Origin of the sequence: Stappia sp. MMSF_3263, from assembly GCF_030733745.1 — a bacterium.
In the GTDB taxonomy this organism is placed as follows: Bacteria; Pseudomonadota; Alphaproteobacteria; order Rhizobiales; family Stappiaceae; genus Stappia.
In genome coordinates, this window is sequence record NZ_JASHIK010000003.1 from 256617 (window position 1) to 282149 (window position 25533).

General features: G+C 66.1%; 26 protein-coding genes. 10 read left to right on the top strand and 16 right to left on the bottom strand.

Translation table 11 applies throughout. The features are described 5' to 3' along the window. Window positions 1–19: 19 nt before the first annotated feature. From RBB46_RS05790 to RBB46_RS05800, 3 genes are all read right to left on the bottom strand, one after another. Window positions 20–1120: a 5-(carboxyamino)imidazole ribonucleotide synthase gene (locus RBB46_RS05790; protein WP_306027944.1), complete on the bottom strand. Its 1101-nt coding sequence runs from the start codon at window positions 1118–1120 to the stop codon at window positions 20–22. A 23-nt stretch (window positions 1121–1143) separates the two neighbouring features. After that, window positions 1144–1641, bottom strand: a complete 498-nt coding sequence (gene purE / locus RBB46_RS05795) for a 5-(carboxyamino)imidazole ribonucleotide mutase (RefSeq protein ID WP_306027945.1) — start codon at window positions 1639–1641, stop codon at window positions 1144–1146. A gap of 161 nt (window positions 1642–1802) precedes the next feature. Further along, window positions 1803–2024: a YdcH family protein gene (locus RBB46_RS05800; protein ID WP_306027946.1), complete on the bottom strand. Its 222-nt coding sequence runs from the start codon at window positions 2022–2024 to the stop codon at window positions 1803–1805. 459 nt (window positions 2025–2483) lie between these two features. Here RBB46_RS05800 and RBB46_RS05805 point away from each other — a divergent pair, with 459 nt between their 5' ends. Then, window positions 2484–2663: a YdcH family protein gene (locus tag RBB46_RS05805; RefSeq protein WP_306027947.1), complete on the top strand. Its 180-nt coding sequence runs from the start codon at window positions 2484–2486 to the stop codon at window positions 2661–2663. Between the two features lie 103 nt (window positions 2664–2766). Here the strand turns inward: RBB46_RS05805 and RBB46_RS05810 are convergent, their stop codons facing one another. The 3 genes from RBB46_RS05810 to RBB46_RS05820 all read right to left on the bottom strand — a co-directional run bounded on the left by RBB46_RS05810 (window position 2767) and on the right by RBB46_RS05820 (window position 7165). Then, window positions 2767–4404, bottom strand: coding sequence for an acyl-CoA synthetase (locus tag RBB46_RS05810; protein WP_306027948.1), 1638 nt, complete (start codon window positions 4402–4404; stop codon window positions 2767–2769). Between the two features lie 118 nt (window positions 4405–4522). After that, window positions 4523–5287 (bottom strand): sulfite exporter TauE/SafE family protein, encoded by a 765-nt coding sequence (locus RBB46_RS05815; RefSeq protein ID WP_306027949.1) that lies wholly within the window; start codon window positions 5285–5287, stop codon window positions 4523–4525. 135 nt (window positions 5288–5422) lie between these two features. After that, window positions 5423–7165 carry a hypothetical protein gene (locus tag RBB46_RS05820; protein WP_306027950.1) on the bottom strand — a complete coding sequence of 581 codons (1743 nt, stop codon included), beginning with the start codon at window positions 7163–7165 and terminating at the stop codon, window positions 5423–5425. 366 nt (window positions 7166–7531) lie between these two features. Between RBB46_RS05820 and RBB46_RS05825 the strand changes: the two genes are divergently transcribed. The 5 genes from RBB46_RS05825 to RBB46_RS05845 all read left to right on the top strand — a co-directional run bounded on the left by RBB46_RS05825 (window position 7532) and on the right by RBB46_RS05845 (window position 12745). After that, on the top strand, window positions 7532–7792 hold the full coding sequence (locus RBB46_RS05825) for a helix-turn-helix domain-containing protein (protein WP_306027951.1): 261 nt from the start codon (window positions 7532–7534) through the stop codon (window positions 7790–7792). A gap of 32 nt (window positions 7793–7824) precedes the next feature. Next, complete coding sequence (locus RBB46_RS05830) at window positions 7825–9111, top strand: type II toxin-antitoxin system HipA family toxin (RefSeq protein ID WP_306027977.1); 1287 nt, start codon at window positions 7825–7827, stop codon at window positions 9109–9111. 248 nt (window positions 9112–9359) lie between these two features. Next, entirely contained in the window at window positions 9360–11267 is a 1908-nt protein-coding gene (locus RBB46_RS05835; RefSeq protein WP_306027952.1) for a propionyl-CoA synthetase, read from the top strand. Between the two features lie 195 nt (window positions 11268–11462). After that, window positions 11463–12254, top strand: a complete 792-nt coding sequence (locus RBB46_RS05840) for an SDR family NAD(P)-dependent oxidoreductase (RefSeq protein WP_306027953.1) — start codon at window positions 11463–11465, stop codon at window positions 12252–12254. A 74-nt stretch (window positions 12255–12328) separates the two neighbouring features. After that, the gene (locus RBB46_RS05845) at window positions 12329–12745 is read left to right on the top strand and encodes an N-acetyltransferase (protein WP_306027954.1); all 417 of its coding nucleotides are present in this window, start codon (window positions 12329–12331) and stop codon (window positions 12743–12745) included. 20 nt (window positions 12746–12765) lie between these two features. Here RBB46_RS05845 and RBB46_RS05850 read toward each other — a convergent pair whose 3' ends face one another. Further along, the gene (locus RBB46_RS05850) at window positions 12766–14670 is read right to left on the bottom strand and encodes an ABC transporter transmembrane domain-containing protein (protein ID WP_306027955.1); all 1905 of its coding nucleotides are present in this window, start codon (window positions 14668–14670) and stop codon (window positions 12766–12768) included. Window positions 14671–14990: 320 nt separating this feature from the next. Here RBB46_RS05850 and rpmE point away from each other — a divergent pair, with 320 nt between their 5' ends. Beyond that, window positions 14991–15215: a 50S ribosomal protein L31 gene (gene rpmE, locus RBB46_RS05855; protein WP_306027956.1), complete on the top strand. Its 225-nt coding sequence runs from the start codon at window positions 14991–14993 to the stop codon at window positions 15213–15215. Window positions 15216–15342: 127 nt separating this feature from the next. Here the strand turns inward: rpmE and RBB46_RS05860 are convergent, their stop codons facing one another. Beyond that, a complete protein-coding gene (locus RBB46_RS05860; RefSeq protein ID WP_306027957.1) occupies window positions 15343–15888 on the bottom strand; it encodes a DUF1465 family protein in 546 nt (181 codons plus the stop codon). A gap of 471 nt (window positions 15889–16359) precedes the next feature. Continuing rightward, window positions 16360–16554 carry a DUF1192 domain-containing protein gene (locus RBB46_RS05865; RefSeq protein WP_306027958.1) on the bottom strand — a complete coding sequence of 65 codons (195 nt, stop codon included), beginning with the start codon at window positions 16552–16554 and terminating at the stop codon, window positions 16360–16362. A gap of 133 nt (window positions 16555–16687) precedes the next feature. Here RBB46_RS05865 and RBB46_RS05870 point away from each other — a divergent pair, with 133 nt between their 5' ends. Continuing rightward, window positions 16688–17698, top strand: coding sequence for an NAD(P)H-quinone oxidoreductase (locus RBB46_RS05870; RefSeq protein WP_306027959.1), 1011 nt, complete (start codon window positions 16688–16690; stop codon window positions 17696–17698). A 132-nt stretch (window positions 17699–17830) separates the two neighbouring features. Next, window positions 17831–18559 (top strand): DUF1013 domain-containing protein, encoded by a 729-nt coding sequence (locus RBB46_RS05875; RefSeq protein ID WP_306027960.1) that lies wholly within the window; start codon window positions 17831–17833, stop codon window positions 18557–18559. Window positions 18560–18625: 66 nt separating this feature from the next. On the opposite strand, the gene RBB46_RS05880 is transcribed toward RBB46_RS05875, so the two are convergent. Further along, window positions 18626–18865 (bottom strand): DUF1272 domain-containing protein, encoded by a 240-nt coding sequence (locus RBB46_RS05880; RefSeq protein WP_306027961.1) that lies wholly within the window; start codon window positions 18863–18865, stop codon window positions 18626–18628. A gap of 204 nt (window positions 18866–19069) precedes the next feature. Further along, the gene (locus RBB46_RS05885) at window positions 19070–19453 is read right to left on the bottom strand and encodes a hypothetical protein (RefSeq protein WP_306027962.1); all 384 of its coding nucleotides are present in this window, start codon (window positions 19451–19453) and stop codon (window positions 19070–19072) included. Window positions 19454–19543: 90 nt separating this feature from the next. Between RBB46_RS05885 and RBB46_RS05890 the strand changes: the two genes are divergently transcribed. Then, window positions 19544–20452 carry a LysR family transcriptional regulator gene (locus RBB46_RS05890; RefSeq protein WP_306027963.1) on the top strand — a complete coding sequence of 303 codons (909 nt, stop codon included), beginning with the start codon at window positions 19544–19546 and terminating at the stop codon, window positions 20450–20452. A gap of 64 nt (window positions 20453–20516) precedes the next feature. On the opposite strand, the gene RBB46_RS05895 is transcribed toward RBB46_RS05890, so the two are convergent. The 5 genes from RBB46_RS05895 to RBB46_RS05915 form a co-directional block, all read right to left on the bottom strand. Then, window positions 20517–21548, bottom strand: coding sequence for a peptidoglycan -binding protein (locus tag RBB46_RS05895; protein ID WP_306027964.1), 1032 nt, complete (start codon window positions 21546–21548; stop codon window positions 20517–20519). A gap of 40 nt (window positions 21549–21588) precedes the next feature. Beyond that, complete coding sequence (locus RBB46_RS05900) at window positions 21589–22590, bottom strand: flagellar motor protein MotA (protein ID WP_306027965.1); 1002 nt, start codon at window positions 22588–22590, stop codon at window positions 21589–21591. Window positions 22591–22693: 103 nt separating this feature from the next. Beyond that, entirely contained in the window at window positions 22694–23488 is a 795-nt protein-coding gene (locus RBB46_RS05905) for an inositol monophosphatase family protein (protein WP_306027966.1), read from the bottom strand. A 102-nt stretch (window positions 23489–23590) separates the two neighbouring features. Next, complete coding sequence (efp, locus tag RBB46_RS05910) at window positions 23591–24154, bottom strand: elongation factor P (RefSeq protein ID WP_306027967.1); 564 nt, start codon at window positions 24152–24154, stop codon at window positions 23591–23593. Window positions 24155–24478: 324 nt separating this feature from the next. Then, window positions 24479–25533 (bottom strand): tetratricopeptide repeat protein (locus RBB46_RS05915; RefSeq protein WP_336623135.1); only part of this gene is annotated, 1055 nt, incomplete at its 5' end.

Genomic DNA, 25533 nt, shown 5'->3' on the forward strand with positions numbered 1-25533 from the left:
TTTTCGGGCGGACGTGGTTTCAGGGGCGCAGGAGCCGCAACCGGTTGACATGACCCATCTTGCGGCCCGGCCGGCTTTCCGCCTTGCCGTAGAGATGCAGGGAGGCGCCCGGCTCGGCAAGAATGCCGGCCCAGTCGTCGGCCTCCGCGCCGATCAGGTTCTCCATGGTCACGTCCGAGTGGCGCTCGGCGCTGCCGAGCGGCCAGCCGGCGACCGCGCGGATGTGCTGCTCGAACTGGGAGACCTGGCAGGCCGCTTCCGTCCAGTGGCCGGAATTGTGCACCCGCGGGGCGACCTCGTTGACCAGGATGCGCTGGGGCGCGCCCTCGGGCAGCACGAAGATCTCGACCCCGATCACGCCGACATAGCCGAGCTTCTCGCAGATCGTCTCGGCCATGGCGCGGGCCTCGGCGGCGAGTTCCGCGTCGATGCCGGCGGGAACGGTCGATGTCTTGAGAATGTGGTCGCGGTGGACGTTTTCCGCGACGTCATAGGCCCGCACCGTGCCGTCGACACCGCGCGCTGCGATCACCGAGACCTCGCGCTCGAAGGGCACGAAGGCCTCGAGGATGGCCGGTACGCGGCCGAGGCGCGAATGGGCGTCGCGGGCATCGGTCACGGAGCGCAGCAGGGCCTGCCCCTTGCCGTCATAGCCAAGGCGCCGGGTCTTCAGGATGCCCTTGCCGCCGAGCCGCTCCAGCGCCGGCGCGACCTCGGCATCGGTATCAATGGCGGCGAAACCGGCAACGGGAATACCGGCCTCGCGCAGGAAGGTCTTTTCCGACAGGCGGTCCTGGGAGACGGCCAGCGCGTCCGCGCCCGGGCGCACCGGCACGCGGGCGGCGAGATGGGCGGCCGTGGGGCCGGGCACGTTCTCGAACTCGTAGGTCACCACATCGACGGCGGAGGCGAAGATATCAAGCGCGGAGGTGTCGTCGTAGCCGGCGATGGTGTGGGTGCTGGCCACCTCGAAGGCCGGGCTTTCGGGATCGGGGCACAGGACATGGGTCTTGAGGCCAAGGGGCGCGGCGGCCAGCGCCAGCATGCGGCCGAGCTGGCCGCCGCCGAGAATGCCGATCGTGTCGCCGGGCTTCAGGATGCGGGCGTTCGAGGAGGTCATGCCGTGTTCTCGTTCCTGGTTCGTCAGGCGTCGTCGACGGGCCGTTCCGCGACGGCGGCGCTCTGGCGCTGGCGCCAGGCATCGAGCCGTCCGGCGAGTTCCGGATCGTTCAAGGCGAGCACGGAAGCGGCAAGCAGTGCCGCGTTGACGGCGCCGGCCCGCCCGATGGCCAATGTCCCGACCGGAATGCCCGCAGGCATCTGGACGATGGACAGGAGGCTGTCCTCGCCCTTCAGGGTGCGCGATTCGATCGGCACGCCGAAAACGGGGAGCGGCGTCATCGAGGCGGCCATTCCCGGCAGGTGGGCGGCGCCGCCGGCACCGGCGATCACCACCTTGAAACCGGCATCGCGCGCGCCCTGGGCAAAATCGTAGAGCCGTTGCGGGGTGCGATGGGCCGAGACGATGCGCGCGTCATGGGAAACGCCGAGCGCGTCCAGCGTTTCGGCCGCGTGTTTCATGGTGGGCCAGTCCGACTGACTGCCCATGATGATCGCCACCTGCGGTTTGTTGTCGCTCATGCGCGCCCCTGCTTGCCCGTGCCGGACCCGCATGCAAGCCGGCCGACGTCCTGGAAGGCTCCGCACTATAGGCAGCGCCCTGCCGCGTGCAAGTGCGAAGGAGAGGGAGCCGTCATGCACGGGGTCACCGACACCGGCGTGTGCCGGCGGGCGGCGCCGGCTCAGGCGATGATGTCGGGAAGCAGCCGGTCTTCCAGGGTGGTGATACGGTCCTTGAGCGCCAGCTTCTTCTTCTTCAGGCGCTGCATCTGAAGGGCGTCCGCCCGGCCGGTGCCGGCCATGGCGTCGATGGCCATGTCGAGGTCGCGGTGCTCCTGCCGCAACCGCGCGAGTTCGATCCGCACGGCCTTCTCGTCGATCTCGCTGCCCATGCCCGCATCCATGCCATTGTACTCCACACTGCCGGTATGAATGCCGGGCCTTGACCTTCCGGCGCGGCCGCCGGCACGCGTGTACCTGGTCGCCGCAACAGGACCCGCCCGCCCGATCCCGGCCGAAGCGGGGTCGGTGCGCCCCGGCCCGCCTGCTCGGCGCGGCCTGCCGCCACGCACGATCTGCAGAATACCGCGTGTGCGCCCTCCTTGGTAGACCTTGTGGCACGCGGGGGCGCATTCTCGTGTCGCGGCCGGCCCGCCGCCCGCCCGCCGGTCATTTCGTCGCGCCTGCTCAAGAACGGCTCCGGGGCTGTTCGCAGAAGCGACGAAACGAAATGCGGACGCTGCGTAAACCGGGCGGTAACGGCGAATGCGGAACGCTTGCGCGCGGTCCCGGAACCGTTCGACAGACGCTGGCACCTATGTCACACTGATGTCGTCAAACGCGAATAGGCAAGGAGGTTATCCATGTCCCTTCAGTCGCATCTGGTCGAGTTGAAGAAGCGCCACTCGGATCTCGAGAGGAAACTGGAAGAAGCGATGCGCCATCCGAGCGCGGACTCGCTTGAGATTGCAAACCTCAAGCGCCAGAAACTACACCTCAAGGACGAGATCGAGAGGATCAGAACCAACGAGACTTTGCACTGAAGTTCCGTGCATGACACATGCCGGCGGGTCCGCCCGCCGGTCGACATCAGAAGCCGCGGCAGTGCCGCGGCTTTTGTCGTTTTCAGGCGTGCGGGGCCGGGCGTCAGACCGATTTGGCCATCTCGCGCAGCACGAATTTCTGCACCTTGCCGGTCGAGGTCTTCGGCAGATCGGTGAAGACCACGTGGCGGGGAACCTTGAAGCGGGCGAGGCGCTCGCGGCAGAAGTCGATCATCTCCTGCGCCGTGACGCTGGCGCCGGGCCGCAATTCGACGAAGGCGCAAGGGGTCTCGCCCCACTTGTCGTCGGGCCGGGCAACGACGGCGGCGGCCATCACATCGGGATGGCGGAACAGGGCATCCTCCACCTCGATCGAGGAGATGTTTTCGCCGCCGGAAATGATGATGTCCTTGGAGCGGTCCTTGAGCTGGATATAGCCATCCTCGTGCAGCACGCCGAGGTCGCCGGAGTGGAACCAGCCGCCGGCAAAGGCCTCGTCGGTCGCTTCCGGGTTCTTCAGGTAGCCCTTCATCACCACGTTGCCGCGAAACATCACCTCGCCCAGCGTCTCGCCGTCGGCGGGCACCGGCTGCATCGTCTCGGGATCGAGCACGGTGAGATCCTCGAGCGCCACGTAGCGCACGCCCTGGCGCGCCTTCAGCGCCGCTTGCTCGGCCGCCGGCCGCTCGTTCCACTCGACCTTCCAGTCGTTGACGACGGCGGGGCCGTAGACCTCGGTCAGCCCGTAGAGATGGGTGACGTTGAAACCCGCTTCCTTCATCGCGGCAAGCACCGATTCAGGCGGCGGGGCGGCGGCGGTGAAGAATTCGACGACGCGCCCGGCAAGGTCGCGCTTGTCCGTATCGGCTGCGTTGAGGATCGTCGACATGACCACCGGCGCGCCGCACAGATGAGTGACGCCCTCGTCGGCAAGCGCGTCCCAGATCGGCTTCTGCCGCACCCAGCGCAGGCAGACATGGGTGCCGGCGACGACCGAGATCGACCAGGGAAAACACCAGCCGTTGCAGTGGAACATCGGCAGGGTCCACAGGTAGACCGGATGCTTGGCCATCGAGGCGGTGAGGATGTTGGCCTGGGCAAGCAGATAGGCGCCGCGGTGATGGTAGACGACGCCCTTGGGATTGCCGGTGGTGCCGGACGTGTAGTTGAGCGAGATCGCGTCCCACTCATCCTCCGGCAGCGACCAGGCGAAATCCGGGTCGCCGGAGGCGACGAAGGCCTCGTAGTCGAGCGTGCCGAGCCGTTCTCCCTCCTGCGGGAACTCCGGATCGTCGTAGTCGATGACGAGCGGGTCGACGGAGGCCAGCGCCAGCGCCTCCTTCATCACCGGCGCGAATTCGCGGTCGGTGATGACGAGCTTGGTTTCCGCGTGGTCGAGCTGGAAGGCGAGGACCGCCGCGTCGAGGCGGGTGTTGAGCGAATGCAGCACGGCGCCGGTCATCGGCACGCCGTAATGGGCCTCGAGCATCGGCGGGGTGTTGGACAGCATCACCGTCACCGTGTCGTTCTTGCCGATGCCGCGGGCGGCGAGAGCCGAGGCGAGGCGGCGGGACCGGGCGTAGAACTCCGCGTAGGAGAAGCGCTGGCGACCGTGAACGATGGCGGTCTGGGCGGGGAACACATGGGCGGCCCGCGCCAGGAAGCTCAGGGGAGAAAGAGGCGTGTGATTGGCCGTCGTCTTGCCGAGATCGCGCATGTAGGGATTGCCGGTTTCGGCCATTCGTTCCTCCGAGTTTCCATTCCGCAGCGTCCGTCGCGCCGGACGGGTTTCCGCCGGGATCATCAAAGCTTCAAAGACGGGCGCGATCAACCGGGATCGCTGTCATGGGCCGGGATGTTCATGCCAGCAGGTCGGCGAGCCCGTCCCACAGCAGTTTGACGCCGATGATGCCGACAGCCGCGTAGGTGATCCGGTAGAACAGCGCCGGCTGGATGCGGCGAACCGCCCAGGCTCCGGCAAGCGTTGCCAGCGGCGCCAGCGGCAGCAGCACGGCCGAGGTTGCAAGGTTGACCGTGTCGAACTGCCCGAGCGCGGCATAGGGCACCAGCTTGATCGCATTCATGGTGGTGAAGAAGATCACCGTGGTGCCGGCAAAGCGCACCGGATCGAGCCTGAGCGGCAGCATGTAGATCTGGTAGGGCGGCCCGCCGGCATGGCTGACGAAGCTGGTAAAGCCGGCGATCAGCCCCCAGAAGCGGCCGGCCCATGGACGCTGGGGTTTCGGTTCGGCGCGCGCTGCGCCGCCGCGAAAGGCGTCGAGCGCGAAGAGGATGGCGACGAGACCGATCAGCAGGCGCACATGCGCATCGCTGACATAGGCGGCTGTCAGATAACCGAGCCCGATGCCGAGAATCGCGGCCGGCAGCAGGACCTTCAGGCTCGCCGTGTCGTATTTTCCGCGATAGGCGAAGAGCCCGGCCATGTCCATGACGACGAGGATCGGCAGCATGATACCGGCCGCCTGCACGGGGGCGATGACAAGGCTCATCATCGGCACGCCGAGCAGCGACAGCGGCCCGCCGAAGCCGCCCTTGGCAAGGCCGACGAGGATGACCGCCGGAATGGCGAAGGCGTAGAAGAGAGGATCGGCGATGGGTTGCACGGGGGCGGATCTCGCGGGGGGAATAGCAAGGGGCGGGCGGTCGATCCGGAACGCACGCAAGAGCCCGCCGCCGGAAACCTCTTCGGTATCTACCCGCTGCGGGTGCTTGTCCAGAGGCGAAGCGGAAGCGTGTGCCTATATCGGCAGCACCCCCCGGACGGTGTGCGCGATCGCAAGGCCGATGCGGATCATCGTATCGAAGCCGTCCGTTGCAACGACGAGGATATACCAGAGAGCCGCCAGCAGGAGGCTGAAACATACCGTCGCCAGCGCGGCCGCATTGTGGGGCAGGAACTCCGATCCGAAACCTGATCGCGCGGGCCTCAAGACCCGTACCGACATGGCGACGATGAGCGCGAGGACATAGAGGGCGACCGGCAGAAGCGGAGAGAGCATCAGGGCATACAGGACCTGATAGTCGGGCGTTTCCGGGAACTTCTCGATGAACTTGATGTGCTCCTCGACGGTGTGGAACGGCACGAAACTGGGTTTGCGAGGCAAGAGATCGGACAAGGCTCCCACCAGCGCGGCCGCGGAGACCAGAAGGACCGTCAAGGTCCCGGTCGTCAGCGGGATGATTGCCGCCATGCGGGCGAGGAGAAAGCGCCCGCCCGGCCGGCAGCCTCTCAGGAGCAGGTCGCGCGCCGCGATCAATGACAGCCAGACAAACGGGGCAAGCAGCGCCGGAATCAGGCACATGAAAACGGCGGCGCTCACCAGAGGGTCGTTGCAGGACAGCGGCACTCTCATCAGCGCGACTGCAGGCACACAGCCGATCATGAGCAGCCATTCCATCCGGCGAAACGCGGTCTGCGGGCGAGGTGCGAGACCGGCAAACCAGTTTCTGTACATACAGGCGGCTGGAAGCACGACGCCGATGTGAATAAGTCCGGCGACGAACATGAGCACGATGGGTCCGAACCCTAGGGCCATCTGAAGGTTGCCCTTCAAGTCGTTCGCTGTGATGACGGTGATCAATCCCAGACCGGCGATCATGGCAAGGGAATATCCCAGGCCCAAGGTAAGCGGCCCGGTCATGGGCGTGTCGGTGGAATCCATCCTCCGCCACAATCCGGCAATGAAAGCGATAAAGCCGCCAGCGCAGATGAGGGGGGTGGTCGCGAAAGGGCTCAGGGCGGCAAGCGCAAGCACCATGATCGCCGCAAGCCAGCCAGCGCCGGTTGCGATAACGATTGCGGCAGTGGTCGCGCCGAGAACCGTCAGTGATGCCCCGGTTGTTCGCAGGGCCTCCACTCCAGCCAGGCCAGGCGTCGGCAGCCCTGCCTGTGCCGCGAGTTTCTCACCGGCGATCAAAACAAGTCCGGCCATGATGATGGCGAGCGCCGGTGTCATCGCCATCCCGACCATTCGCCGCGGGGATCGTTCCGCGATCGCCCAGCGAGCAAAGAACACAGACAAGATGCAAAGAAGCAGCATCCCCACGTCAACCGAGGGGCTTGTCGACCTCGCCCAGGAATACTGATGGGGTCTGAGGATGGTAGCGGACAACAGGGAAAGCAGGAGCGGGTAGAAAAGGCAGGCTTTCAGGACGAACGTGTAGGGCGTGAACGCTGCCTGCCCCTCGGCTTGCAGGGTTTCATCGTGCCCGCTCGAACTCTGCCGAACTCGCGGCGTCGAGAGCCACAGGTCGATGTGGCCAAGGACCGATGTCAGGATCTGGCGAAAGCCGGCTGCACCCTTGTCCTCTGTCCCTGTCGAATGCAGCGCGGTCTCGCTGCTGCCCGAAAGTCGAAGCGTGGCGGCCTGTGCAAGAGCCCTGGCAAGGAGAAAGACAAGTGCAGCCGCGCTGATCACCCAGATGGCCCCGGGCAACCAGATCGGCAGGTCGGGAGACGGCGGAAGCCCGTATCTCGTCATGAAATGTCCGTGAAAACAATTGGTACGGCAATCTACAATTGCAGATAGGCGTAAGCGAGATCCGATTGCAAGGCAACCAGGCGTTGGTTTCGTCAACCAGAGGGCTGTGCCCTGACCGCAAGACCTGTTTCAGGTCGCCGGGTCGCGCGCGTCAAACCGCTGTCGGCGTCCCCTTTTCCCGCCACGTTGGTGTCGCGTCAAGCTGTCCGCTCGGCGCACCCGGAAGGTCCTGCGCGATGCCGGATATTTTATACGCTAAAGCTTATAAATTTGTTTAACTCGCTATAGCGTATAATTTCAATCTATACGCTTAATCAAATATTTTTGTGTTATCTGTTGTGGCGTATAAGAGAGGCGGAGGTGCCCATGACCGACCTTGCACGCAGTCCCAAACAGATCGGCAGCGTCCTGCGGCGCGCCCGCAAGAAGCGAGGCATGAGCCAGGCTGATCTGGGCAGCCGAGCCGGCCTGCGGCAAGGCACGGTCTCACTCATCGAAAACGGCAACCCGGGCGTGCGGATCGAAACGCTGCTTGCCGTGCTGGCGGCGCTCGACCTGGAGTTCCGTATAGAGCCGCGTGGCGCAGGCGGCGCCAGCGACGCCGATCTTGAGGATCTGCTGGGCTAATGGCGCGTCGTCGGACATATCCTCCCTTGCGGGTGTATCTGGGCTCGCAACTGGCCGGGCTTCTTCTCAAGGAGCCGGGCGGCGCCGTGTCATTCCGCTACGAAGCCGCCTGGCTGGCGCGGACCAATGTGATCCCCGTGTCACTGTCGCTGCCTTTGCGCGAGGAGGCCTACCGTGGAGAACCGGTCTCCGCAGTGTTCGAGAACCTGCTGCCCGATTCCGACGTCCTGCGTCGCCGGATCGCTGAAAAAGTGGGTGCGCGAGGTGTGGATGCCTTCAGTCTGCTGACCCGGATCGGACGCGATTGCGTTGGCGCCTTTCAGTTCGTTCCCGACGACGAGGAACGGGTCGACGACGACGGCATCGACGGGGAAGTCATCGACGAGGCGGATATCGAGAGACTTCTGCGGAACCTTGCCCAGGCGCCTTTGGGGATCGAGAGGGACGACGCGTTCCGGATCTCCCTTGCCGGGGCGCAGGAAAAAACTGCGTTGCTCCGGCACGAGGGACGTTGGCTGAAACCTCACGGCACGACACCGACGACGCATATCTTCAAGACGCAGATCGGCGTGCTGCCCGACGGCATCAATCTGTCCGACGGCGTCGAGAACGAATTCTACTGCCTGAAGCTGGCCGAGGCGTTCGGCCTGCCGGTCGCTGCCGCCGAGATACAGACCTTCGGCGAGACGAAGACCCTGGTGATCGAGCGGTTCGACCGTCGCTGGACACGCGAGGGCCGCCTGTTGCGCCTGCCGCAGGAGGATTGCTGCCAGGCCCTCTCGGTTCCCCCGACACTCAAGTATCAGCGCGACGGCGGACCGGGCATGAGTGATGTTCTGGATCTGCTCAGGGCCAGCGATACGCCTCTCGAGGACCAGGAAACGTTTCTCGCGGCACAGCTGTTCTTCTGGGTGATCGGCGCGACGGACGGCCATGCGAAGAACTTCAGCATTTTCCTGATGCCGGGTGGCGCTTTCCACCTCACGCCGCTCTATGACATCCTCACCGTCCAGCCGCTTCTGGACGCGGGCCAGATCAGGCGGCGGCAGATGAAGCTCGCCATGTCGGCCGGCGACAACCGGCATTATCGCGTCGACGAGATCCATCCCCGCCATTTTCTTCAGATGGCCGGATCGGCCAATGTGCCGAAAAGCCTCGCGATGCGGACCCTGGAGCGCATAGCGGACATTGGCGAGCGCGCCTTCTACCAGGTCGAGGAAGCACTGCCGGGGGACTTCCCGGAAAGGTTCCATGCCTCGGTGAGGGCCGCCGCCATGCCACGCATTGCGATGATCTCGAACAGTCTCGGACTGCTCTAGCTGTGAAGCCTCTGGCAATGCCGCCGGAGAGTTCTCCGCCGCCATACGCAAAGCTCCCATTCTCCGAATGTCTAGGCTGGCGAGGCTTGCCTTCGCCCCGTCGCTGACGGCACATACGCAGTCGAGGACGTCCTGCGGCGGCGGGGGCGGGGAGGCCCTGGCGAACGGCGCGGGATGACAAGATGCCTGGCGGGCGTGCCCCCATCCGGGGGAGCGCGCCGGCAAGCGACAGGGAGGAGAACGTCCAGATGGCCAGCCGTTATCATGAGCTCTATGAGGCATGGCAGCGCGATCCGGAGGCCTTCTGGGCCGAGGCCGCCGCCGAGATCGACTGGGTGAAGCCCTGGGACAAGGTGTTCGATCCCGCGCTCGGCGGATACGGCCAGTGGTTCGCCGGCGCGCAGTGCAACACCTGCTACAACTGCCTCGACCGGCATGTGGAGCGCGGCCGCCCCGGCCAGCCGGCGATCATCTACGACAGCCCGATCACGGGAGCGCAGGCGAGCTACACCTTCGAGGAGACGCTGGAGCGGGTGAACGCCATTGCCGCGATCCTCGACGACCACGGCATCGGCCGGGGCGACCGGGTGATCATCTACATGCCGATGATCCCGGAAGCGGTGATGGCGATGCTGGCCTGCGCCCGCATCGGCGCCGTGCATTCTGTCGTCTTCGGCGGTTTTGCCGCGCGCGAACTGGCAACGCGCATCGACGACGCCACTCCCAAGGCGATCATCGCCGCCTCCTGCGGCATCGAGCCGGGCCGCGTCATCGCCTACAAGCCGCTGCTCGACGCGGCGGTCGAGATGGCCGTGCACAAGCCGGACGCCTGTTTCGTGCTGCAACGGACGCAGGCGCCGGCCGAGCTCGGCGAGGCGCGCGACCGGGACCTCGGCGCGCTGATGGACGAGGCGCTGTCGCTGGGGCGAAAGATCGATTGCGTCCCGGTCGCGGCGACGGATCCGCTCTACATCCTCTACACCTCAGGCACCACCGGCCAGCCGAAGGGCGTTGTGCGCGACAATGGCGGGCACATGGTGGCGCTGAAATGGACCATGGAGAACCACTATGGCGTCGAGCCGGGCGAGGTCTTCTGGGCCGCCTCCGATGTCGGCTGGGTGGTGGGCCATTCCTACATCGTCTATGCGCCGTTGCTGCACGGGGCGACGACGGTCGTGTTCGAGGGCAAGCCCGTCGGCACGCCGGATGCCGGCACGTTCTGGCGCGTGATCGCCGAGCACAATGTCGTTGCCCTGTTCACCGCGCCGACGGCATTCCGGGCGATCAAGAAGGAGGATCCGGAGGGCAAGCTGATCGGCGATCACGATCTCGCGTCCTTCCGCACGCTGTTCCTTGCCGGGGAGCGCGCCGATCCCGACACGCTCGCCTGGGCGGAGGACAAGCTCGGCGTGCCGGTGATCGATCACTGGTGGCAGACGGAGACCGGCTGGCCGATCGTGGGCAATCCGGTGGGCCTTGGCATGCTGCCGGTCAAGCACGGCTCGCCGACCGTGCCGATGCCGGGCTATGACGTGCAGGTCCTGGACGATGCCGGCCATCCGCTGCCGGCGGGAACGCTGGGCAACGTGGTGGTGAAGCTGCCGCTGCCGCCAGGCTGCCTGCCGACGCTGTGGCAGGCGCCGGAGCGTTTCCATGCCAGCTATCTGGAGGAGTTCCCGGGCTACTACAAGACGGCCGATGCCGGGATCATGGACGAGGACGGCTATCTCTTCGTCATGGCGCGCACCGACGACATCATCAATGTCGCCGGTCACCGGCTGTCGACGGGGGCGATGGAGGAGGTGCTGGCCAGCCACAAGGATGTTGCCGAATGCGCGGTCGTGGGGATCTCCGACAGTCTCAAGGGACAGGCGCCCTGCGGTTTCGTGGTGCTCAAGGCCGGCGTCAACCGGCCGCATGACGAGATCGAGAAGGAGCTGGTGGCGCTGGTGCGCGAGAAGATCGGACCGGTTGCCGCCTTCAAGCTGGCGATCACCGTCGAGCGGCTGCCGAAGACCCGTTCCGGCAAGATCCTGCGGGCGACGATGCGGCAGATCGCCGACGGCGCCGAATACCGCATGCCGGCGACGATCGACGATCCGGCGATCCTTCAGGAGATCGAGAGCGCGCTGAAGGACCGCGGGCTGGCGGTGTAGCTCCGTTCGCGGACCTGTGGGAACGCAGCGTCCGCCGGGCTTGCGGCCGGCCGGCGGCGCGCGCGCCGGGGAGATGTCGGCGGCGCTGATCGACAGGGCGCGCTTGCCGGCCTATGTTCGCGCGCATGGGTGCGCTTCCCCTTCGCGGGACGTGCGCCCTGCCAATCATTCCGAATGACAGTTGCGAGGAACTCCGTGTCCCTGGAAAACAAGGTAGCCATCGTCACCGGCGCGGCCGGCGGCATCGGTTTCGCGATCGCCCGTCGCTTCCTGAACGACGGTGCGAAGGTGATCATTGCCGACGTGGACGACACGCGCGGCGAGGCGGCCGAGACCGAGCTCAAGGCTCTTGGCGAGGTGCGCTACGTGCACTGCAACGTGGCCGAGAAGCTCGACGTACGCAATCTCGTCGCTGCGACGCTGGACGCGTTCGGCGACATCGACATCCTGGTGAACAATGCCGGCATCGTCATCGGCGGCGACTTCCTCGACCTGGAGGAGGCGGATTTCGAACGCGTCCTCTCGATCAACCTGAAAGGCGCCTTCCTGTGCAGCCAGGCGGTGGCCCGCCACATGGTCGACAAGGTCAAGGAGGGCGGCAAGCCGGGCGTGATCATCAACATGTCGTCGGTGAATGCCGTCTTCGCCATTCCCAACCAGGTTCCCTACTCGGTCTCCAAGGGCGGGCTCAACCAGCTCACCAAGGTGGCGGCCCTGTCGCTGGCGCCCTATGGCATTCGCGTCAACGGGATCGGCCCCGGCTCGATCATGACGGAGATGCTGGCCTCGGTGAATTCCGACAAGGCGGCGCGCATGCGGGTTCTCTCGCGCACGCCGCTCGGCCGGGTCGGCGAACCGTCGGAAATCGCCGGCGTCGCCGCATTCCTGGCCTCGGACGATGCGAGCTACGTGACGGGCCAGACGGTTTATGCCGATGGCGGCCGGCTGCCGCTCAACTATACGGTGCCCGTCGCCGAGGAAGATTGATCCCGGATCCGCCCGGTGCCCGCAAGGGCGCCGGGCGCGACCTGCTTCACACCTGATTTTCCGGACACTTCAACATGCTCGAGATACGCAAGGCCGGGGATGCCGGTGACGAGGTGCGCCAGCGGATCCTGGACACGCTCAGCGCCCATTCGGATGCGGCGGGCCATCCTTTCCGCCCGCAGACCCTCTCCCTGGAAGCTTGGGACGGCGAGATCTATCTCGGCGGCATCATCGCGCGCAGCGTCTCCGACTGGACCTTCATCGAGCTCCTCGCGGTGAGCGATGCCGCGCGCTCGCGCGGCGTTGGCCGAAAGCTGGTCGAGGCCGTCGAGCTGGAGGCACGGCGGCTGGGATCCGTCGGCCTGTGGCTCGATACGTTTTCCTACCAGGCGCCGGACTTCTACCGGAAGCTGGGTTTCGAGGAATTCGGACGCATCGGCGATCATCCCCGCGGACAGGACCGGATCTTCCTCCTCAAGCGGTTCGCCTGAGCGGCGAAGCGGGGTTCTGCCTACTCCGGGAGGGGGAGCCTTTCACGGGCCGAAGAAAAGGCCTGTGCACCGCTTTCGAACTGCAGCTTGGCGAGCTTGGCATAAAGGCCGCCATCGGCGACGAGCTCCTCGTGACGGCCGCTTTCCACGATCCGCCCGCCATCCATGACGATGATGCGGTCGGATTTCAGCACGGTGGCAAGGCGGTGGGCGATGACCAGCGTGGTGCGACCCTGCATGAGGCGTTCAAGCGCTCCCTGGACCAGGGTCTCGCTTTCCGCATCGAGCGCGCTGGTGGCTTCGTCAAGGAGCAGCACCGGCGCGTCCTTGAGGATTGCGCGGGCGATGGCGACCCGTTGGCGCTGGCCGCCGGACAGCGTCACGCCCCGCTCGCCGACCGGCGTGTCATAGCCCTGCGGCATGGCCTTGATGAACAGATCCGCGGATGCGGCCGCCGCCGCCGCCTCGATCTCCTCGCGGGTCGCGTCGGGCCGGCCGAAGGCGATGTTCTCGGCAATGCTTGCCCCGAAAACCGTCGTGTCCTGGGGGACAAGCGCGATCTGGCGGCGGACCTCTTCCGGGTCGCAGTCGCGCAGGTCCAGACCGTCGATGCGGATCGCGCCCGTGCTCGGGTCGTAGAAGCGCATCAACAGATGGAACAGCGTCGACTTGCCGGCGCCGGACGGACCGACGACGGCGACCGTCTCGCCGGGCGCGACCGCAAGATCGACGCCATGAAGGACAGGCAGTTCCCCCGCCTGCCGGTAGGAGAACCCGACCTGGTCGAAACGCACCTCTCCCGCGACGCGTTTCGGTAGCGGCTTGGGATCGCGCGGGGCGGCGATCTCCGGTTCGATGCGCAGCAGTTCCGACAGGCGTTCGGCGGCGCCGGCGGCGAGCGATATCTCTCCCCAGACCTGGCTGAGCTCGCCGAGCGCGCCGGCGGCAAAGATCGAGTAGAGCAGGAACTGGCCGAGTTCACCGGCGGAGATGCGCCCGTTGAAAACGTCGCTGGCACCCACCCAGAGCACGGTGACGACGCTGGAGGCGATGACGAACATGGCGAAGGCCGTGAGCAGCGCCCGGGCGCGGATCGCCTTCAGCGCGGCGCCGAAGGCTTCCTCGACGGCGCCGGCGAAGCGGCGACCGGCGAAGCGCTCGTTGGTGAAGGCCTGGAGGGTGCGGATCGCGCCGAGCGATTCCGAGGCATAGGCGGACGCGCCGGCGAGCGTGTCCTGCGCATGGCGGGAGCGGCGGCGCACGGAGCGGCCGAAAGCGATCAGTGGCAGCACGATGACGGGGATGGCGCCGAGCACGAACAGCGACAGGCGGGGGCTGGTCACCACCATCATCGCGGAGGCGCCGGCGAACATCATCAGGTTGCGCATGGCGATGGATGCGCTGGCCCCGACCGCCGATTTCACCTGGGTGGCATCGGCGGTGAGGCGCGAGACCATCTCGCCCGACTTTGCGCTGTCGAAATAGGCCGGCGACAGGCGCACCAGATGGGCGAAGACATCGGCGCGCAGGTCGGCGACGATCCGCTCGCCGAGCGAGGTGACGAGATAGTAGCGCAGGGCGGAAAAGGTCGCGAGCGCGGCCGCGACGGCGATCAGCACCGAGAAATAGTTGTCGACGAGCGAGGGATCATCGGCGCCGAAACCGAAGTCGATCATCCGCCGGATCGCCACGGGCAGCAGCAATGTGGTGGCGGAGGCGCCTAGCAGCGCGAAGAACGCCAGAACCACGCGGCCGCGATACTTCACCAGATAGGGGAGGAGGGCGGCCAGTGGCCGGATGTCGCGCTTGCCACCGCGGTCGGGCGATGATGGGGAACCGTATCGGGACACGTTTGTTGTTTTCTCCGTTGAGACCCTTTCGGCGCGTGGCGATGCGGGACCGCCTTTCGCAATCCGCCGGACCATAGCGGGTCGCGCAAGGCAGGCCAACCGGTTGCGCATGGTCCGATTGCCGCGCCGCCGGACCGCGGCCAAGAGAGGGCCCAAGAGATCGCTCGCGGCCTTGTTTTCCGGGGGCGGATAGGCTATAGGCTCGCGCTCAAGGTTTCGGCTCGCCCGTGCTTTCGGCGCGGGGGACCGCAAATTCGTGCAGCCGTCATGTGACGCGGCTTCCGCCAGATGGCCGGGAGAGGCGCGCGTGACTGGGTGCGCGTCGACATTGTTTCAACCAGAACGCGCCGCGCCTCCCCAGGGCCGGTGTTTGCCGCAGGCACGGGGACGAGAAGATGAAGAAGGACATTCATCCCGCATACCACTCGATCAAGGTGGTGATGACGGACGGCAGCGAGTTCCACACGCGCTCCACCTATGGCTCGGAAGGCGACTCGCTGCAGCTGGACATCGATCCGCGCACGCACCCGGCGTGGACGGGTGGCGATCGCCAGCTGATGGACCGTGGCGGCCGCGTTTCGCGCTTCAAGAACAAGTATGCGGGTTTCCTCGGCAACTGATTGCCGGATGATCTGGCCCGGGCTTCCGGGCGACAAACAAAAACCCCGGCCGAAGCGGCCGGGGTTTTTTTGTGTGCGGCTGAAGGATGCTGCCGGCGGGTACCCCGCCGGCATCTGCTCGGCCGGATCAGCGCAGGCGACCCGCGCCGCCTCCGGCGCCGAATGCGGCGGTCAGGACGTTGAGCTGTGCCGCGACCGGGTTTTCAGCGCGGACCTCGCCTTGCTTGCTCTCGTGGATCATCCGGTCGAGATGCACGATGCGTTCCTGCAGGCGCACGGAGCGCTCGATCAGGTCGCGAAGCTGCTCGGGCAGGTCCTGCCAGCCGGGGCCGCCACGCGTCGAGGAGAGCGTGTCGAGGCGCACCTTGTTCTTTTCGCTGCCGGCCTGCTCCGATGACATCTCGCCTTCGTTCACGGCCCGCTGCAGCAGCAGCCAGGAGGCCATCTGCATCAGGCGCGTGGTCAGGCGCATGGATTCGGTCGCATAGGCGAGCGAGGCCGCGCGCGGCAGCGACTTGGACTCCACCCGCCCGTCACCGTCGAGATAGGCGGCGGTTTCCTCGACCAGGGCCATGCCATCGCGAAACAGCGCCTGGAACATGTCCGAATTGGCCAGGCGATCGGCGAAGTCGATGGGTCCTTCCCGCCTTGTGGATGAGAACCAGTCCGTCATGTGCCAGTGCCTCCTGTTCCCTGTCTTCTTGTCTCAATGCTTGCGTGCCGCCACGCATCAGGCGTCCGGGCCGGGGGTGTCTCTCTTGGCGACAGGAGCGTTCGATCCTGTCGCGTCCCTGGACACATGTCCCGTTTTGGGCCGCAGCCGGCGGCGTCAATCCTTGTCTCGCAATCATCGTGCCACGACAGAGGGTCGCCAAAAAACACGACCGACCCGGGATACACCGAAGTGCCGGGCAAAAAAAGAGCCGCGTGACCGCGGCTCGAAGTCATTAACAGGGAGGCGTCAAACAGAGTGGACAGGAGCCACTCGAAATCCAGATGACTGGATACCCACAGTTATGATTTGGAAAGCTTAATAATTGGTAAATATCTAAAATCTTAATGAATCCCAGCCGTTCGCGCAAAGTTGCCCGCAGCGATTTCACAAGTAGAAATCGGATCTTACATAAGGGTTGTTTGTCGCGGCCTATTTTCGGAACAAGGCATCCGCCGCGGCAAGCACGCCTCCGCGCGCGGAGCGTTCGGCTTCCGTGCGGTCGATCTCGCCCTGGAGCAGGATGATCCTCGCGCCGAGTTCATCCACAGAAAGCCGGGAAAGGTCCTCGCCCACGACCACGGGGGTCGGCATGGTCTGGGGCGGCAGGTTGTCGTCCTGAGGCATTTGTCCTTGTCTCCTCGAGAAAGCGGCTCCTCCAGACCGGACAAGATGTCAGGCCTGTGGCCGTCCCGTCAATTGTCAGGCAGCCTCCGAACGCTTAAACCGGGCGTGAGACAAGCCGGGGAAGGAAACACCCATGATCGAAACACCGCGCATGATGACCGCAATCGGCTTTGAAAGCCCGGGAGGACCGGACGTCCTGGTGCCGATGGAGCGGCCGACGCCGTCGGCGCGCGCGGGCGAGGTCCTGATCGAGGTGGCGGCCGCAGGCGTCAATCGCCCGGACGTGTTGCAGCGGATGGGAAGCTATCCGCCGCCGAAAGGGGTTACGGACATTCCCGGCCTGGAGGTGGCGGGGCGCGTCGTCTCCACCGGCCCCGGGGTTTCGGGCCTTGCGCCGGGCGATGCGGTCTGTGCGCTGGTGCCAGGCGGGGGTTATGCCGACTACGTCACGGCGCCCGAAGGCAGCGTCCTTCCTGTTCCCGCCGGCCTCTCGATGGCGGAGGCAGCGGCCCTGCCGGAGACCTTCTTCACCGTGTGGACGAATGTCTTCGACCGCGTCGGCCTGACATCGGGTGAAAGGTTTCTGGTCCATGGCGGGACGTCGGGCATCGGCACGACGGCGATCCAGTTGGCCAGGGCGTTCGGAGCGGAGGTCTTCACCACCGTGGGATCCGAAGAAAAGGCGCAGGCGGTTCGCGCGCTCGGCGCCGATCATGCGATCAACTACAACACGACCGACTTCGTCGAGGCGATCCTCGCCGCGACCGGCGGCGAGGGTGTGCACGTGATCCTCGACATGGTCGGGGGCGACTATGTCGAGCGCAACTGGAAAGTGGCGGCGGTGGAAGGGCGCATCTGCCAGATCGCCACGCTCAACGGCGTTGCCGAGCAGGTCAATTTCTCGCGGCTGATGGTCAAGCGGCTGACCCATACCGGCTCGACCCTCCGGCCGCGCGATGCCGCCTTCAAGGCGGCGATCGCCGACAGCCTGCGTGAAAAGGTCTGGCCGCTGATCGAGGCGGGCACCGTGCGGCCCGTCATGGATTCAACCTTTCCCCTGCGTGAGGCGGCCGCGGCCCATGCCCGGATGGAAAGCTCCGGGCACATCGGAAAGATCGTGCTTTTGACGGATCAAGGTGCGTGATCCATGTTTGATTTCAGGACGGGGAGCGCGTATAAGCCTTGCAGTTCCCCTTCCATGCGACAGATTTAGGCTTTGCCGGTTCCTGCGCTTCAAGTGCGGGCCCTCGGCGGAGCGAACAGGAGGCATTTACACATGGCGACCACTCCCTTGATGCCCAAGGCGACGGCCGTGTGGCTCGTGGATAACACGTCCCTCAGCTTCGAACAGATTGCGGATTTCTGCAAACTGCACCCGCTCGAGGTCAAGGCGATCGCCGACGGCGAGGCGGCCCAGGGTATCAAGGGCCTCGATCCCGTCATGACCGGGCAGCTGACGCGCGACGAGATCGAGAAGGCGCAAGGTGACGTGGCCTACCGGCTGAAGCTCCAGGAAACCAAGACGCGGGTGCCGGAGAGCAAGCGCAAGGGGCCGCGCTACACGCCGGTGTCGCGCCGTCAGGACCGGCCGAACGCCATTCTGTGGCTGGTGCGCAACCATCCCGAACTCAAGGATGCGCAGATCATGCGCATGGTCGGCACGACCAAGCCGACGATCCTGGCGATCCGTGAGCGCACCCACTGGAACTCCAACAACCTGACGCCGATGGACCCGGTGACGCTGGGCCTGTGCAGCCAGATCGAACTCGACATGGAAGTCGAGAAGGCCTCGAAGAACCTGCCGCCGCGCCCCGAGAGCGAGTATGTCGAGGAGACACTGCTGCCGGTCGACGAGACGACGTCGGAAGACGCCATGGCAGCCGCCTTCGCCCGTCCGGCGCCCTCGCAGCCCAAGGACGAGGAAATCGATGCCGACGCGGTCTTCGCCAAGCTCAACTCGCTGAAGGGCAAGAAGAGCGACGAGGACGACGAAGACGAAGACTGAGCCTGGCGCACGTAGGGACAATCGGGAGGCCGTCCGTACTCGGGCGGCCTTTCTTTTTGGCTGCCGTCAGGCGCAGCCGGCCTGCTTGACCACCCGGCGGGTCGAAGCCGGGTACCTGGCCAGTTTCTCGACCGGCCGGATCGGCCGCCTGGTGAAGTTGCCGCCGCAATTCGGGCAACACCCCTTCAGGACGCCTTGCGCGCAGTCGCTGCAGAAGGTGCACTCGAACGTGCAGATCATCGCGTCCGCGCAATCCGGGGGCAGGTCGCGATCACAGCATTCGCAGCCTGGACGAAGTTCCAGCATGGCAAGGTTCCTCCTCGCATCACGGCTATCTGAAGGACATCCGTCCGGTAAAGAGCCGGTTGGGGAGAATATCGCCATGCCGGTCGGCGCGGGGCCGGCGTTCCGTCGGCTTCAGTTCGATGCGGCGGTTGCGGGCAAGTGCCTCCTCGCTGTCGCCTTCCTCGAGCGGCCGGAACTCGCGGGGACCGGCGGCAAACCGCCGCTTCAGTTTCGCTCTCGGGCGCGATCGGCCTGGGTGCGCCCGTCGAAGCCCCAGTCCGACCCGGGCACTTCCTTGACGATCACATAGGTGGCCGGGTCGAGACCGGGCAGCGCTGCCTTCAGCATCCGCATGGCGTTTGCCACGAAGGTCCGTTTTTCCTCGTCGGAGTTGGTGCCGGCGGTAACGCAGACCTCAAGGTGCGCAGCGCTCGCACGGGGTTGCCCGCCGATGGTCCACAGGGCCTCGCCCGGCGTTTCGATCAGGATCGATGTCAGGTCGTGTCGCTTGCCGAGATCGCCCGCGACGAGGTCGGTCAGTTCCGCGGCGAGGCGGCTTGCCTGCTCGGGGGCGGGGGCGGGTATCAAGGTCAGTCTGGCAAAGGGCATTGCGGATCCTCCGGCTTCGGGTGCCGTATTTTACTTCAGGAAAATTCAGTTATTATCGGCAAAATCCGAATTCAGAATTGAGTTTTGTTCATGATACAGGACCTGCCGACGCCACTTCTGCGCAGTCTGGTCGCTGTCGTCGACTGCGGCTCCCTTGCCGCCGCGGCGGGGCGCATGGGGCGCAGCGAATCCGCCCTCAGCCTGCAGATGTCTCGCCTGGAGGACATTGCGGGGCAGCCCCTGTTCGATCGCGACGGGCGTTCCTTGCGCCTGAACCAGGCGGGCAGCCGGTTTCTTGGACACGCGCGCGCCATTCTCGATCGTATCGACGCGGCGAGAGCCGACCTGGGTCCGAGCGCGGCCCGGCCGGTCAGGGTCGGCATCGTGCAAGACTTCGTCGGAACGGTGCTGAGCCCCGTGCTCGCGGAATTGCGAGCCAGCGAGCCCGCGATCAGCCTCGAGATCATGATTGGCGGCTCGACCGACCTGCTGCGCGCAATGGGGGAGGACCGGATCGACACCGCCCTTTGCGTGAGCGAGTTGCGCGGAGCCGGGACGAGGGCCTTTCCGATGCGCTGGTTCGGCGAGACCGGGTTGCTGGACAACGAGGTTCTGCCGCTTGTGAGCGTTGCGCGCCCCTGTCCCTTCCTCGAAGCGGCCGAGCACGCGCTTGACGCGGCCGGCAGAGCCTGGCGCATCGCGGTCGTCACGCCGAGCCTGGAGGGCGCGCGCGTCGCGGTTGCGGCCGGCCTGGGCGTTGCCTGTCGAACGGTTGCCGGTTTGGGCCTGCGGCCGCTTGGTGAGGACTGCCGGCTGCCACCGCTTCCATCCATCCGCTATTCGGTTCTGGAAAGGCGACAGGGACGGTCTCCCGGCGATCCGTCGCTCGCATCCCGGTTGTCGGCTCGGCTGGCCCTGCTGGCGAAGGATTACACCGCGCCCCATGGCGCGGCGGCTTCGGGAGAGACACTGCCTCGGGAGGGATCTGGCGACGCCTGATGTGGCGGGGAAACAGCCCGCTTGCAGCGTGCCCGGACGTGAGACCGGGTTCAGGCTCGGGTGATCAGCGTTCCGTCAGCTTCAGTTCGATGCGGCGGTTGCGGGCAAGCGCCTCCTCGCCATCGCCTTCCTCCAGCGGCTGGAACTCGCCGAAACCGGCGGCAACCAGCCGCTTGGGATCAACGCCCTGGTCGATGAGGTAGCGGACAACGGAAATGGCGCGGGCCGCCGACAGTTCCCAGTTGTTGCGGAAGCGGCCGGTCCCCGAAAGCGGGCGCGCATCGGTATGGCCGTCGACGCGGAGCACCCAGTTGATCTCCGCCGGGATCTGCACCGCCAGTTCCTTGATCGCGTCGGCGAGCTTCTGCAACTCCGCCTCGCCCTCCGGGTTGATCGTCTCGGCGCCGGAGGAGAACAGGACCTCGGACTGGAACACGAAGCGGTCGCCGACGACGCGGATGTCGGAGCGCTGCGACAGGATCTCGCGCAGCCGGCCGAAGAAGTCCGAGCGGTAGCGCGACAGCTCCTGCACGCGCTGGGCCAGCGCCACGTTGAGCCGGCGGCCAAGATCGGCGATCTTGGCCTGGCTCTCCCGATCGCGGTTCTCGGACGCATCGAGCGCATCCTCAAGGGCGCCGATCTGGCGGCGCAGCGCGGAGATCTGCTGATTGAGCAGCTCGACCTGGGAGAGCGCGCGCTGCGAGATGCGGCGTTCCTCGTCGAGCGCGCTCTCGACCCCGGCGAGCGCGCCACCTGTTTGGTCGGCCCGGCTGGAGGAGGCGTCGAGAAGGCCCTGGAGCCGCTCGCGCTCGGCCTCGGCATCGCCGAGATTGGCCGTCAGCGAGGCGATCGTGTCCTGCAGGTCGCGGCCGGAGGCGCGCTCGAGCGCAAGCAGCTCGGTCAGTTCGCTGATCTGGGCGTTGAGGCGGTTGAGCACGGTGTCGCGGCCCGACAACTGCTGGCCGAGGAAGAACTGGGCAAGGACGAAGATCGACAACAGGAAGATGATCACGAGCAGCAGCGAGGCCATCGCGTCGACGAAGCCCGGCCAGTAGTCCGTGCGTGCGTCCCGCCGCCTCATCCGCGTGCCGGCCATGATCAGCCCGTTCCCTTGCGGCGCGTCATCCGGTGCCGCATCACTTCGGCTCGTCCTTGATGCGCTCGAAGGCGCTGGACATGGAGCGCAGCAGCTTCTCGATGCGCTTCTGCTGTTCCGACTGCTCGTCGGCCCAGTCGCGCATCATCTGCTGCTCGTTGCGCACATGCTGGACGAGGCCCTGGATGCCTTCGGCGAGATTGGCCATCGCCACGGCGGCATTGCGGCCGGCGCCGCCGCCGCTTTCGGCCACCGTCTTGCGCAGGTTGTCGATGGCAAAACGCAGTTCCACCATGCCGGAGGCCCCGCCACCGCCCTCCTCGGGCTCGATGTCGGTGAGCGTCGACAGCCAGTCTTCAAGCTCGTTGTAGAAGCGGTTCTGGGCCTGTCCCGCCTGCAGGTCGAGGAAACCCAGGATCAGCGATCCCGTCAGGCCGAAGAGGGAAGAGGAAAACGCCGTGCCCATGCCGGAGAGCGGCGCTTCCAGACCGGCCTTGAGATCCTCGAAGATGACATTGGCATCGCCCGAACCGACATCAAGGCTCTGGATCGTGACATTGACGGAGCCGACGGTCTGCAACAGGCCCCAGAAGGTGCCGAGCAGGCCGAGAAAGACGAGAAGGCCGGTCAGGTAGCGCGCCATCTCGCGCGCTTCGTCTAGCCGCATGCCGATGGAATCGAGGATCGAGCGCATCGTTGCCGGCGACAGGATCGTCTCGCCAGCCCGGTTGCCGAGCAATGTCGCCATCGGGGCGAGCAGAACGGGCGGGCGGCGCACCTCGATGCCGGGGTCGCCAAGACGGAAACTGTTGACCCAGTTGACCTCCGGCATCAGGCGAATCACCTGGCGGATGGCGAGCAGGATACCGACGAGGCCCGTGCCAATGATCAGCCCGTTGAGACCGGGGTTGCTCATGAAGGCCGTGGCAATCTGGCGGTAGAGGATCAGCGCGATAAACGCGACCACCGCCAGGAAAATCATCATCCGGATCAGATAGACCCAGGGGCTGGACAGGCTGTACGGATCGTAGGCACGCGCCATGACGGCTTGTCTTCTCCCGGTTTTAGGACAAGCCCTTGATAGCGTGATTTTCCCCGTAGTGAAAAGCCGTAATGTGCCCGGCCATGCCGCCGGCGCGTGCCGGTCAGCCCCGGGCGTTGACGAGCAGCTTGCGCAACTGACCCTGGACCTGCTCGTTTCCGGCAACGATCGAGCGGGTCTCGAACATCTGCTCGCCGCCGTCGATGTCGGTCACGTAGCCGCCCGCCTCGCGTACCATCAGCAGGCCGGCAGCCATGTCCCAGGGGGACAGGCCGTGCTCCCAGAACCCGTCATAGCGACCGGCGGCGGTCCATGCGAGATCGAGGGCAGCGGCACCGCAGCGACGCAGGCCCGCGACCTCGCCCATGACGTGGCGGATTTCCTTCAGCGACCGGGCATGATCGCCGACGCCGAGAAAGGGAATGCCGGTGCCGATGACGCAGTCGGGCAGCGACTTGCGCGCCGCGACCCGCAAGCGGCGGTCGTTCATGAAGGCGCCGCGACCGCGCTCGGCGGTGAACAGCTCGTCCATCGCCGGGTTGTAGATCACGCCGGCGACGATCACGCCCTCGCGCTCGAGCGCGATCGAGACGTTGAAGATCGGGATGCCGTGCAGGAAGTTGGTCGTGCCGTCGAGAGGATCGACGATCCAGCGGTGCTGGGGGTCTTCGCCCTTGATGACACCGGACTCCTCCATCAGGAAACCGTAGTCCGGCCGAGCCTTCTGCAGCTCGGTGCGGACGATCTTCTCGGCGGCGATGTCGGCGGCGGAGACGAAATCGCTCGGGCCCTTGCGCGAGACCTGCAGGTTTTCCACTTCGCCGAAGTCGCGGGCGAGGCTGCGACCGGCCTTGAGCGCGGCCTGGACCATGACATTGAGAATTGCGGAGCGGGACATGGCGTTACCTGGCAGGTGTCGGCGCGCGCCGGCAGGCGGTGCGCGCAAGAAGGGGGAGAAGCGCCGGCGGCGTGCTGTCGCCGGCGAAAAGGATGATGTGCCTCAGTCGGCGCGGCGGACGTATTCGACGAGTTCGGTGTCGACGATGATCCGCTCGCCGGCGGTGATGAACGGCGGCACCATGACCCGGACGCCGTTCTCAAGGATGGCGGGCTTGTAGGACGAGGACTGCGTCTGGCCCTTGACCACGGCGTCGGCCTCGGTGATCGCGAGCGTCACATACTGCGGCAGGGTGATGCCGATCGGCTTCTCCTCGTGCAGTTCCAGCGTCACCATCATGCCGTCCTGGAGGAAGGCGGCGCGCTCGCCGACGAAATCGGCCTGCAGCTCGATCTGCTCATAGGTCTCGGTATCCATGAAGACGAGCATCTCGTCCTGCGGATAGAGGAACTGGAAGTCCTTCTGCTCGAGGCGGACGCGCTCGACCTTGTCGGCGGAGCGGAAGCGCTCGTTGAGCTTGCGGCCGTCGATGAGGTTCTTCATCTCGATTTGTGCGAACGCACCGCCCTTGCCGGGCTTGACGTGCTCGGCCTTGACCACAGCCCACAGGGTTTCCTGGTGCAGCAGGACATTGCCGGGCTTGATTTCGTTGCCGTTGATTTTCATGGATTCGGGTTCCGTCTCTGGCTGCCTTGCGGCTCCGCGCGCGGAGCGCGTGCGATCCGGCGGGTCTGGTGTTGCTCATGCCCCTTTGGCGGGTCGCGTGCGGGTGTGCCGGATGTGGCATGGGTCCTGGCCATCGTAACGGGCCCGCGCGCCTCTCGCCGGACAGGTGCCACGCCGGTCCGTCTGCCTGCCGCAAAACGCGGAACGGCCGGGAGCGGGCACGATGTTCGGTGCGCGGCCTGTGCACCACACTTCGGGTCGCCAATCAAGCAAAAACGCGGGATGGCTGCCCTGGAGCGCGCGGAAACGGCCGTTCAGCCGAACTCAGGGGGTCTCGGACAGCGGTTCGGGGTCGGGGGCGTCGAGCACCGTCGCATAGCCTTGAGCAAAGCTCTCCGCCTTGCGCCGGGTTTCCTCGTCGATGGCGGTCAGGACACCGTCGAGCTCCAGGTCGGAGATACCGAGCGCACGGGCGGCAAGGTGCCAGCCGGCGGCCTTCTCGAGGTCCACCGGGCGCCCGCGGCCGAAGGCATAGAGGCGGGCGAGGCGGTTCATCGCCACCGGATTGCCTGACAAGGCGGCGCGCTCGAACCAGTCGGCTGCCTCAGCCTCGTCGGGCGCGACACCGCGGCCGTTGAAACGCAGGATGGCATAGCGGACCTGGGCGCCGACGTGGCCCTGGCGGGCGGCGCGGCCCATCCAGAAAGCGGCGCGGCCCTCGTCGCGGATGTCGGCGGGTCCGTCGAGGCGAAACTGGGCCAGCTGGAAACGGGCATCGACATCGCCGAGTTCGGCGGCCTGCTGGAGCAGTTCAAGCGCCTTGTCCGGGTTGAAGGGTCTGCCCTCGCCGGTGCGGTGGAGACCGGCGAGATTGTAGATCGCCTCCGGGATGCCGGCCTTGGCGGCGATCTCGAACATGTCGCCAGCAGTGGCGTTGTCCTGTTCGACGCCGATTCCGTTGAGCAGCATCAGGCCGTAGCGCAGGGCCGCCGGGACGTTGCCGGCCCTGGCGGCCAGCTCATACCAACTTGCGGCCTTGCGGGCGTCGCGCGGCAGGCCGTGTCCGGTCTCGTAGAGCACGCCGAGCAGGGTCTGGGCAGCGGTGTCGCCCGCTTCGGCGCGCGGAGTGGCCAGCGACAGGGCGGTGAGGTACCAGCCGCGCTGGAACGCTCCGTAGGCATAGTCGTTGGTTTCCCCCTCGACATCGAGCGGCAGCGGCGGCTGGACGGCAACCGGTGGAACGAGGATCGGAATGTCCTCGTCGCCGTCCTGCGCCTTCGGCACGATCGGGGGAAGATTGATGGTCTGTTCCGATGGCGTTGCGCCGGTTCCGCCCACGGCGTCCGCTTCGCCGGCCGGATCCGCGGGGGCGGCGGGGG

What these genes read in the sequence shown, in the direction of transcription:
- RBB46_RS05850 (WP_306027955.1), bottom strand. Translation starts at nt 14,670, where the DNA reads ATGGTCCGGCGGATTGCGAAAGGCGGTCCCGCATCGCCACGCGCCGAA.
- RBB46_RS05880 (WP_306027961.1), bottom strand. Translation starts at nt 18,865, where the DNA reads ATGCTGGAACTTCGTCCAGGCTGCGAATGCTGTGATCGCGACCTGCCC.
- purE (WP_306027945.1), bottom strand. Translation starts at nt 1,641, where the DNA reads ATGAGCGACAACAAACCGCAGGTGGCGATCATCATGGGCAGTCAGTCG.
- RBB46_RS05870 (WP_306027959.1), top strand. Translation starts at nt 16,688, where the DNA reads ATGATCGAAACACCGCGCATGATGACCGCAATCGGCTTTGAAAGCCCG.
- efp (WP_306027967.1), bottom strand. Translation starts at nt 24,154, where the DNA reads ATGAAAATCAACGGCAACGAAATCAAGCCCGGCAATGTCCTGCTGCAC.
- RBB46_RS05825 (WP_306027951.1), top strand. Translation starts at nt 7,532, where the DNA reads ATGACCGACCTTGCACGCAGTCCCAAACAGATCGGCAGCGTCCTGCGG.
- rpmE (WP_306027956.1), top strand. Translation starts at nt 14,991, where the DNA reads ATGAAGAAGGACATTCATCCCGCATACCACTCGATCAAGGTGGTGATG.
- RBB46_RS05875 (WP_306027960.1), top strand. Translation starts at nt 17,831, where the DNA reads ATGGCGACCACTCCCTTGATGCCCAAGGCGACGGCCGTGTGGCTCGTG.
- RBB46_RS05800 (WP_306027946.1), bottom strand. Translation starts at nt 2,024, where the DNA reads ATGGATGCGGGCATGGGCAGCGAGATCGACGAGAAGGCCGTGCGGATC.
- RBB46_RS05820 (WP_306027950.1), bottom strand. Translation starts at nt 7,165, where the DNA reads ATGACGAGATACGGGCTTCCGCCGTCTCCCGACCTGCCGATCTGGTTG.
- RBB46_RS05900 (WP_306027965.1), bottom strand. Translation starts at nt 22,590, where the DNA reads ATGGCGCGTGCCTACGATCCGTACAGCCTGTCCAGCCCCTGGGTCTAT.
- RBB46_RS05895 (WP_306027964.1), bottom strand. Translation starts at nt 21,548, where the DNA reads ATGGCCGGCACGCGGATGAGGCGGCGGGACGCACGCACGGACTACTGG.
- RBB46_RS05890 (WP_306027963.1), top strand. Translation starts at nt 19,544, where the DNA reads ATGATACAGGACCTGCCGACGCCACTTCTGCGCAGTCTGGTCGCTGTC.
- RBB46_RS05790 (WP_306027944.1), bottom strand. Translation starts at nt 1,120, where the DNA reads ATGACCTCCTCGAACGCCCGCATCCTGAAGCCCGGCGACACGATCGGC.
- RBB46_RS05810 (WP_306027948.1), bottom strand. Translation starts at nt 4,404, where the DNA reads ATGGCCGAAACCGGCAATCCCTACATGCGCGATCTCGGCAAGACGACG.
- RBB46_RS05845 (WP_306027954.1), top strand. Translation starts at nt 12,329, where the DNA reads ATGCTCGAGATACGCAAGGCCGGGGATGCCGGTGACGAGGTGCGCCAG.
- RBB46_RS05865 (WP_306027958.1), bottom strand. Translation starts at nt 16,554, where the DNA reads ATGCCTCAGGACGACAACCTGCCGCCCCAGACCATGCCGACCCCCGTG.
- RBB46_RS05805 (WP_306027947.1), top strand. Translation starts at nt 2,484, where the DNA reads ATGTCCCTTCAGTCGCATCTGGTCGAGTTGAAGAAGCGCCACTCGGAT.
- RBB46_RS05905 (WP_306027966.1), bottom strand. Translation starts at nt 23,488, where the DNA reads ATGTCCCGCTCCGCAATTCTCAATGTCATGGTCCAGGCCGCGCTCAAG.
- RBB46_RS05835 (WP_306027952.1), top strand. Translation starts at nt 9,360, where the DNA reads ATGGCCAGCCGTTATCATGAGCTCTATGAGGCATGGCAGCGCGATCCG.
- RBB46_RS05885 (WP_306027962.1), bottom strand. Translation starts at nt 19,453, where the DNA reads ATGCCCTTTGCCAGACTGACCTTGATACCCGCCCCCGCCCCCGAGCAG.
- RBB46_RS05860 (WP_306027957.1), bottom strand. Translation starts at nt 15,888, where the DNA reads ATGACGGACTGGTTCTCATCCACAAGGCGGGAAGGACCCATCGACTTC.